Origin of the sequence: uncultured Methanobrevibacter sp., from assembly GCF_900316895.1 — an archaeon.
Taxonomy (GTDB): domain Archaea; phylum Methanobacteriota; class Methanobacteria; order Methanobacteriales; family Methanobacteriaceae; genus Methanocatella.
Window position 1 is genome coordinate 1 of the sequence record NZ_ONER01000093.1, and the last position, 10,127, is coordinate 10,127.

Consider the following 10,127-nt stretch of genomic DNA (forward strand, 5'->3'; position numbering starts at 1 on the left):
GGTGGAGCAGTTTACAGTACCGGAAAATTACAAGTTTTAAACTCCACTTTTGAAGACAACACCGCAAACGGATATGGTGGAGCAATATACAGTGAAAATGAATTAAATGTCTTTAATTCAACATTCACCGGAGGATTTGCAGAAATTGACGGTGGTGCTATTTACAATAATAATATTGCTACTGTGAATAATTCAACATTCATTGCCAATACCGCAAACGGTAAAGGTGGAGGGATTTATAACAACAAATCTTTGGAACTTACAGAATCTGTATTTGGAATTAACTATGCCGACGAGTTTGCAAACATATACAATGCAGGAGATATTCAATTCAGCGAAAACGTATTTGATTTCTATGATGTGATATTGCACATACCTGATGGAGAATACGGCGTGCCTGTAATAATTACTGGTACACTTGACCCTCAATTCAACATGGATCTTCAACTGGTCTTGCCTGGATTTGTCAACAATACTGATGCAACAGTCGACATTACAGAAGGCATATTTGAACACAATGTAGGAGTCATGCCAAAAGGCATTTATGACGTCATATTAAATGAAATCATTTATGACAGCAACGGCAACATCTATTGTGGTGAAGCAGTAATTGACAGGCTCATCATCCATAAGGCAAATGTATACATCAATCTTACTGTTGAAGACATTGTCCTTAGGGATGCATTAGTGGCTGCACCTGTTTTAAAAATCAATGCAAGCAAAGACGGAATCATCAACCTTCTATTCAATAACAAGTTTTTAACTGTCAACATTACTGATGGTTATGGTGAAAAAACCTTGGAAAGTGTTGGAGAAGGAAACTACACTGTATTTGCAGTTCGTGAAGGTGATGAAAACTATAATGATGCAGTGAACACAACCACATTCAAAGTCAGTGAATATGAAGGCAATTTCATTGTCAACAGTACCGGTCATAAATTCGATTCATTACGTGAAGCAATCGAGGATTGTTCAGATGAAGACATCATTTATGTAAACGAAGGAAACTATACAGGTCCTGGCAATTTCGAAATTCTAGTTAGAGATAAGAAATTAACTATTACTGCACTTGGAGATGTTGTTTTTGATGCGACTTCAGCAGATTATAGCTTTTTGACTATTTATCCAAATTCCGATGTTACCCTAGAAGATATTGTAATCACAGGTTTTAATACTGATGATTCAATTATTTATAATGAAGGTAATGTGACTGTTAACGGTTGTGCATTTGTCAATAACACTTTAAGTAGCGGTTCAGATAAAGCCGTTATCTACAATAAAGGAAATTTAACCATTGTTGAATCTGGATTTAATGACAATATTCTTGACTCTCCTATAATTTATAGTAGTCTTAAATCAAGCAATGTCATTATTAACGAATCAACATTTGAGAACAACACAAACAGTCCGGGAAACATGATTTTAATAAGAAATGCAGATTCAGTAAAAATCATATCAACTGAATTTGTTGAAAACAGATTAGCGGAAAATATCATTGATGTTATAGGCTGTGGAAATGTTCTCATTAATTCTGCATTTATCAATAACACTGAAGGTGCAAATGTTATTCATGCAAGCGGAAATTCCAATCTACTCATTGAAGATTCAATATTCACATCCAATACCATGGATCGTGATGTGATCCAAACAATAGATAATAAACAATCCATTATTTCAGGTTGTACATTCACAGATAATGCTGTTGAAAATGTTATTAAAATTAATGACAAAAACATATCTGTTCTTGAATCCACATTTACAGCCAACACACTTTCAGAAAACGGTGCAATATACATTACATCAAAGATGAATGCAACTGTCGATAACTGTGTATTTTCAGACAATAACGCAGGCAGTTACAGAAACATCTATAGTGATAACCCTAATGTAAAAATTACCAATACTGTGTTTGATGCAATGAATGTTGATTTCAGTGTTTATGACATTGACTACGGACAAAATGAAACAATTAAAGGTACTATCGATATCGGTACAAACCTCAACTTCACTGCTAATTTGGTCATTAACGGCAAAACTTATTCAGTAAACGTAACTGACAATAAGTTCACCCACAATGTAAAACGTCCTAGCGCTGGAGACCATACTGTAGTATTGAATGCAGAAGACAGTAATTCAAACAGCTACATTTTTGATAAAATAACTAAAATATTCACTGTCAACCAAATAGAACAGCTATTAAACGTTACAATTAAAGACATTAATTATGGTGAGAAATTAAATGTTACCATACTCGCCAATAAACCTAACAATGTTGTCTTTGAATTGAACGGCAAGACCTACACTAATGAGACTCTGCAAAATCTCACATTGGCAGCGGATGATTATGTAATTGTTGCAAAATCTAGCGGAGATAAAAACTACCTTCCGGCTACTGCATTCGTTCATGTGAAAGTTCACAAGGCCGTACCAAACATGACAGTAAGTGATGTTGAAGTCAACTATGGCGATGAGATCAAAATACCTGTAAGCGCAAATGTTACTGATTATTACACCGTATTCATAGGTGATGAATCAGTTTCATTACTTGTTGAGGATACCGCAACATTCACATTCAACGGTACACACTTCAAGCCGGATACTTATGAAATCAAGGCTTATGTGTTTGAAAGTGAAAATTATACCGAAGCATATGCAAACGCCACTTTAACAGTCACTAAATCTGATGAAGGATTCTTCAGATTGTCAAATGATGTAATCGGTTATGGTGAAAATGCAACCATTAGAGTAACTGCTCCTGTCAATGCATATGGAAACATTACATACACTGTATATCAAAACGAGGAAGTAGTTTACACTATCAAACAATCATGTCTTGAAGACCTTGTTGTACCTAACTTGAAACTAGGAACCTACATTGTCACAGGTACTTTTGAAGGAGACTCCTACTACACCAATAAGTCAAGAGTCAACTCCAGTGCAATAACCGTGACCAAAGGCGAACCAAATATCGATATCGACCTTGAAAACATAACTGGCAGCACCCCTTCAATAACCGTGAGATTACCTGCGGATGCCACTGGAAATGTAACTCTCTATGTAAATGGCCAAGTGATACAAGTCGTTAACGTGACCAACGGCAGTGCAGTTGTCAACGTTACAGGCTTAAAACCGGGTAATAATACTGTTACTGTTGTCTACAGCGGTGACGGTAATTACAGTTCAGTCAATAAGTCAGCTGTCGTCAAGAACAATGCTTCAATTATTTCTTCTGACATGACCAGAGGTTATAATAGTGGCTTGGATTACACCGCAACATTATTTGATGCAGAAGGATTCCCACTTGCAAATGAAAAGGTAACCGTTAAGGTGGATACAAACACATACACTGTCCAAACCGATTCAAATGGTGTCTTGAGATTAAACAATAAATTATCTGTCGGAAATCATGCTATTGTCATTATTAATCCGGTAACTGGCGAATATAAATTGAATAATTTAAATATAGTTGCAAGGATTACAGGCAATAAGAACGTGAAAATCTTCTTTGCTGACAATTCCAAATATACTGTTAGAATTGTTGGTGACGACGGCAATTACGTTGGAGCAGGCGAAGTTGTTAAAATGAATGTTGGAGGTAAAACCTACTCTGTTAAAACAGATGCAAATGGTTATGCTACCCTTAAATTAAGTTTAAAAGTTAAAAAACACACTATTACTATAACGTACAAAGGATTTACCACTAAAAATACAGTGACTGTTAAATCTGTTGTGAAACCTCTTAAAAAGTTAGTGAAACTTAATAAGAAATCTAAAAGTAAAGCTAAAAAGACAACAAAAGCTAAAAAGAAATCTAATTATCTTAAAATCAAAGTTAAACTCAAAGGCAAAAAAGTCCTTAAGAAGAAAAGAGTTTACATGAAATTTAAGGGTAAAACATACAAGGCAAAAACCAATAAGAAAGGAATTGCAACATTCAAAGTACCTAAAAAAGTTACCAAAAAACTTAAGAAAGGTAAAAAATACAAAGCAACCTTTACCTACAAGGTAAAAGCAAACGGAAAAACACTTAAAAACACAGCTAAATGCTATGTTAAAAGATACAGATAAAACACAAAATTTTTGAGGATTATCTAATCCTCACATTTTCTCTTTTTTTTCAAAATCACTTGATTGGGCAGATATACTTATTTTAAACCCAAAAGCATCACTAAAAATCAGTTAAATTATAATTTCAAATCCAATTAAAAAAAAGAAGGGTTTGGATAATTTAGTCGCTTGCTAAATTATCAAAGTATCCTTGGATGAAGACAACAGGTGTTCCCTTGTCTCCGGAACCGCTTGTCAAGTCACAAAGTGAACCGATCAAATCGGTGAGTACCCTTGGGGTGGTTCCTTCGGTAATCATCTGTCCCATGAGGTTTTCAGCCTTTTTCCTGATTTCATCGACGATTGCCTCTTTCAGCTCATCGCCTTTAAGGTCTGCGAACTTGTTGTCGGATACGTATTTCAATTTGATTTCATTTGGATATCCTACGAGTCCACTGGTATGTGCTGGTGAAACGACTGGATCTGCCAATTCCCAGATTTTTCCGACAGGGTCCTTGAATGCTCCGTCACCGTAGACCATGACTTCAATCTGCTTTCCGGTAAGTTCGATAAGTCTTTTCTGGACCTCTTCAACAACTTCGCCTTTAAGCAATGCTGTGCTTTTTTCCCTTGTGTGGATGTCACAGGTCAGAACGTCATTTGTGTAGTCAAGAATTGTTCTGATGTTGTTTGAGAATACAAATTCAACTTCACAGTCTTCGCTTTCAATCAGGTCACGGTAGAAGTCGACCATGTTTATTCCTGTGAACGGATGAATCCATGATCCGAAAGTTTCTTTATATTCGTCTTCTGAAATGACGCTTGCAAGGTCAAATTCGCTTTTATCTAATATGCTTTCATCCATTATTCCGTTTCCAACCTCATCTGACGGAAATGAGGATAGTAATGTGATTTTATCCATTCCTCTTGCTATACCCTTGAGGATGATTGAAAATCGGTTTCTGCTTAAAATCGGATTCACGACTCCGATGTTTTTGGATGGGAACTTTTCCTGTAAATCCTTTGCAACGTCATCCACGGTCACATAGTTTCCTTCTGAAATTCCTACAACAGCTTCGGTGATTGCAACAATGTCCTTGTCCCTGAATTCAAATCCTTCGCTTTCTTTTGCAGCCATTAATGAATCAACGACGATGGTGGCTAAATCATCGTCCTTTTTGATAATCGGTGTTCTTATTCCGCGTACAACTGTACCAACACATCTCATATATAATTACTCCTATGGATTTAATAACCCATTTATTATATATTGTTCAAATTATATATAGTTTTGAGATAGTTTGTTTTTTGATTTTTCAGGCGCTTTTCTGTGATGCATTGCAATTCATCATCTTTGAAACTTTTCGCTATGGAGATATATATTCCTTTTTACAAATTCTTTGAAGCGATAATCAAGTTTCATTATTTTAAAAGTTCGCATTAATTTGAGCTAACTTTTTGTGTCATGTTGGCATTATATTATATCTTTAATAAAGCATTTGCATGTTATGTACTGCTCTCTTTTCTCATTGAGGATATTGTTTAGAGATGTTTTTCACTTTATTTTCACTTTATTTTTATTTTATTGTGTTTATTAACAAGTTTTTTTTAGTTCTTCAAACCTTTTAATTTTCCTTGTTTGTTTAACGGCAATTATTGCTCGGCAAAATTTGATAAAAACAGATGAAAAAATGATATTATATGATGACGGACTGTTGCCGACGAGATACAACTTGGGCAATCATTAAAAAAAGAAGAGATAATGACCGTTCAGTCATTATCTGATGGTAATTTTACTTTTTGCTGAAATCTTATAGTTCACATCATCGGATGAGATTACAACTTTATCAAATTAGTGAAAGAATATTCCGACCTCTTTTAGGTCGGAGATGAATTTCACAAAAAAGACACGGAGTCATTTTTTTCAAATATATATTTGAAAATTACTTTTCAAATCCTCTTTCACTTTATTTATATAATTCGTATATTCATATATTTTTTCATTGGTTAGATGGTGTGTGTTTTATCATAATAATGCAAGAATACCTCGTTTTCTTTAAGTCGTGGATGAATTGCAAGTTGGGTATAATTTTTGTGAATTGTTATTTATTGGGTTTCATTTGTCATGATAATTGATTTTAATATTTTTTTTGTATGGGTATTTGTAATTCAGTGTACTTTCAGTTTTTTTTGGGGGCATTTATTTTTGTATTTTTTTTTGATATGTATCACTTTTACAATGGAAAATTTGTAGTTTCATTTGTATTTCATGGGTGTTTATTTAATGTTTCTTGTTGTTTTTTAAACGTAGTTGATTTTTGTGGGCGATATTACTTTTCAAATGCTCTCTGGGTATCTTTATATATTAATGGAGCATAAATTGTACTATTATGTGAAGATGGGTTAATAGTGTGGTGTTTTATGTTATGGTGGATGTTAAAAAGGGAATGAAGGTTAAGATTTATCCTACTCAGGAGCAGAAGGATATGTTTCATAGGAATTTTGGTTGCTGTCGCAAGGCCCATAATGTCGTTCTTGACAAATACAATAAAATGCACAGTAAAGATTCCAACCTAAGACCCACATTTACGTTTTTAAATAAACTGCTGAATAGGGCCAAGAGGGAATTTCCTTATTTGGAGGATGTAGAATCAACAAGTCTCCAACAGGAAATAAGAGACTTGGCCAAATCATTTGATAATTTCTTTAAAAATCCATCACACTTCAATAAACCCCATTTTCACAAAAAGAAAACAAGTAAACTATCATTCAGACAAACAATAAGACAAGACATTAGAATCATCCAAAAAAATAAAATGATTCTGAGAAAATATGGCAAAGTAAAATTCCACACAAGCCAAGAATACTTCCAAATACTAAACGACAAAAATACAAAATTCAACAATGTAACAATCTCCTTTGATGGAATAGACTACTTTGCAACATTCAACATTGATTTCACTGAAGAAGAATGGGAACTAACAGGTAAAAATGTAGGTTGTGATATTAATTCAAATGTAAACGGCTGGCTGGTCACAAGCGATGGGGAAAAGGAATACTTTGATATTGACCATGAAAACCAAATGGTCAAGTTAATCAACCGGATAATGGCCAAATGCACAAAAGGAAGCAAAAAATGGAAAAAACAGAAAATCAGACTATTAAAATGGTATCATCAACGATCCAATAAACTTGACGACTACATAGAGAAACTTTCAACAGAAATGGTCAAAAAATATGATACCATAGTATTTGAGAAAAATTACTCAAAAATTAAAATATTGATTGGTGGCGAGCAAAACATGGTGTTTCCACTCACAAAATTCATAATTAAACTACAAGACAAATTCGCTAGGCACAAACCTCAAGCAGAAGGCGTAGTATTTGTAGATGCAAAATATACCAGTAAAAAATGTCATTTTTGCGGAAACATCAACCATGAATTGGATGTGAAAACACGAAAATGGAAATGTCCAAACTGCGGTGAAACACTAGATCGTGACATTAACGCCGCCATTAATATTTTGAACCGGTGGGACTACGGGGATAGCCTAGAAAACGCCAAATAAACAAGTGGCACAAAAAAACAAATCTAGGAATCCTCGACTTCTACAAAGTCGAGGTAGTTCAAGCTTTCCCTTTTTGAGTTTTTTGGTATTTAGACTTGCAACGCCCTTTTTGTTGGTTTTCAGGATATAGTTTTTGCCTGTATAAACCTTGACCTTATTCATTGTATTTTTTTTAGTGCTAGACACATCTTAATTTTAATGTTTCAGCCATACTTATATGCATATGATTGACATAACTTTATATGGGGAATAAATATGGAAAACAGAAACATAATTATAATACTTCTTGTAGTAATCGTTATTCTTGTGGCGGCCATTGGTGTGATGATGTTTAATACGTCACATGCAAAAGAAGCAACCAAAATTAAAATTACAAGCGATAAGGAGCAATATGAAGGTGGAAAATTGTCAATTGAGTTAACTGATTTGAACAAGACTCCACTGTCAAAGGAAATTGTCAATGTCACAATAACCAACAAAAAGGGAAAGGTGGTGGTTGACGATGTCGTCAAGACAAATTCCAAAGGCAAGGCAAAACTGGATTTGGATTTGAAGAAAGGAAAATATAACGTAACAGTCAGTTATGGTGGAAATGAAAATTACACTGGAACAAATGAAACACAGAAGCTGAGCATTAAGGAAAAGGTTACTGAGGCGGTAAAATCACAGTCAAGCAGTTCCCAGTCTTCATCACATCGCCAGGAATATGATATAACTCCTGACGGATGGAATCCAAGGGAGCATGAGGTATCACGTGAACCAATAGGGGATGGAAATGAACGCGTAAAGTATGACGACGGATATATGAGGGTAGTGGATAAAGACGGAAATGTTATTTCCCATGGTTTTTGAGGTTGAAATCCGCAAATATTAAAATCCATAAGGGAATGCCTCAAAAAACAAGTGAGTTTTATTCCGGCAGATTACCGGAATAAAATGACCTGTTGCGTTAATGCAGTTTCAATTTGGTGACCGGATGGTACTTGTTGTATCTGGTGTCAATTTTTGCCCAATCGGACAGGCCACCGTTGCTTCCTGAAGTCCACCATCCTTTCTTACCATTCTGCATGCCATTCTTTTTTTCATAGCAAACATATACGCTATATGTTTTACCGTTTTTCTTTTTGGATCCTAAATACTGCTTGTAACTTTTTTTGTATTTGCATTTTACTTTAATGGTCTTTTTACCATCTTTTATCTTTACTGTGATGCTTTTTTTGTTTTTATACTTCTTTGCATTGACTGGTTCTGCAAATGCGACACTCAAAGTCATGCCAACAATGAATATTGCAAGAACACATATTACAATTTTGGTATGCTTATTCATATCTGATTTCCTCCTTGATATTTTGATGTTAATATTTTGTGTTTTGTATGTATTTAATCTTTCTTTGTGATGTTAAAATATTGTTTTAAAACCCAAAATATTGTGTTTAGCATTCATGGTTTTATTAAAAATAAGTTTGTTTCATCATTTCGCACTGTCTCAAGTGAATCATGATGAAACTTGATGTCTTTTGCCTTTCTCAATGTATTTCCGTGCCGATTTTTCCGGCGGCGATAGGACTATTCCCGTGAAGTCTTGATTTTGGCTTCGATGGCGGTTGTCATGCTTGACAGGAGCCATTTGGTCTTACGGTCGGTCTGGTGAATCTCCTTGAGCCTGTTGACCTTGCTTAAAAGAAGCTTGTTTTCCTCAACGGTGAACTCGGAGTTCTTCCATGTGTATGTCCAGTGCAGAAGGTGCGGATTGACCGTTGCGTTTTGAACTTCCTTGGAAAATCCTTCGGTGCACTGCCTGCTGTAGATGTAGGACTCCATCAGCTCGTCAAGCAGGCGCACATTGACATTGTTTGTGATTGACTTGTCGTCGGGAAGGTCCCTGATGTAGTAGTCATAGCACATGAAATCGTTCAGGAACACGATTCCCTTTGAATGAATGAGTGTCTCTATGTAGAATGCAAGGTCGTCTCCTGAAACGAAGGGCTGGAAGCGGATGTCGTTGTCCATGATGAGATCCCTTCTGAAAATCTTGCTCCAGATTGAAGGGTGCATCTTCAGAAGGTCAGGCTCCTGCTCGATATTGTCCACTTTGATGGTGTCAAGGGGTTTGTCCCTCGGATAGGTCACCTCAAGGGTCTTGCCGTATAATAGCCTTTCAACCACATTGTCCCAGAGGAAATCCGGAACCTTGATGAAGTTTTCGGTTTCAAAGGTTTCGTCAGGATATGCCCTTTCGATATTGTCCATGTATGGTGAGTAGGATTTCTGGACCTTTCCGCCGTACTCGAAGATTCTCCTGAAGCGGCCGAATGCCATCTGTGCATCGTTAGCCTTTACCGCATGGTAGAGTGTCTCCACAGCATCAAGGGTGTATCTGTCGTCCGGGTCGAGAAACATTATGTAGTCGCCTGTGCATGCCTCAATTCCGGTGTTTCTTGGAGTGTATGCTGCACCGCTGTTTTTTTCGTGGTGTATTGCCTTGCAGCATTCGTATTTCTCATCGTATTC

6 protein-coding genes are annotated in these 10,127 nt (G+C 35.8%); 3 read left to right on the plus strand and 3 right to left on the minus strand.

Going from position 1 to position 10,127, the window contains the following annotated elements; all coding sequences use genetic code 11:
- Window positions 1–4,068: Ig-like domain repeat protein (locus QZN27_RS08655; RefSeq protein WP_296786483.1), on the plus strand; the 4,068-nt coding region annotated here is incomplete at its 5' end.
- A gap of 160 nt (window positions 4,069–4,228) precedes the next feature.
- Here QZN27_RS08655 and QZN27_RS08660 read toward each other — a convergent pair.
- Window positions 4,229–5,275: a coenzyme F420-0:L-glutamate ligase gene (locus QZN27_RS08660; protein WP_296786486.1), complete on the minus strand. Its 1,047-nt coding sequence runs from the start codon at window positions 5,273–5,275 to the stop codon at window positions 4,229–4,231.
- A 1,198-nt stretch (window positions 5,276–6,473) separates the two neighbouring features.
- Here QZN27_RS08660 and QZN27_RS08665 point away from each other — a divergent pair.
- Together QZN27_RS08665 and QZN27_RS08670 are read left to right on the plus strand one after the other, a co-directional pair.
- Window positions 6,474–7,616, plus strand: a complete 1,143-nt coding sequence (locus QZN27_RS08665; protein ID WP_296786489.1) for an RNA-guided endonuclease TnpB family protein — start codon at window positions 6,474–6,476, stop codon at window positions 7,614–7,616.
- Between the two features lie 255 nt (window positions 7,617–7,871).
- Window positions 7,872–8,468, plus strand: a complete 597-nt coding sequence (locus tag QZN27_RS08670) for a hypothetical protein (protein WP_296786493.1) — start codon at window positions 7,872–7,874, stop codon at window positions 8,466–8,468.
- Window positions 8,469–8,565: 97 nt separating this feature from the next.
- Here the strand turns inward: QZN27_RS08670 and QZN27_RS08675 are convergent, their stop codons facing one another.
- Together QZN27_RS08675 and QZN27_RS08680 are read right to left on the minus strand one after the other, a co-directional pair.
- Entirely contained in the window at window positions 8,566–8,943 is a 378-nt protein-coding gene (locus QZN27_RS08675; protein ID WP_296786495.1) for a hypothetical protein, read from the minus strand.
- A gap of 239 nt (window positions 8,944–9,182) precedes the next feature.
- Window positions 9,183–10,127 (minus strand): glycosyltransferase (locus QZN27_RS08680; protein ID WP_296786498.1); only part of this gene is annotated, 945 nt, incomplete at its 5' end.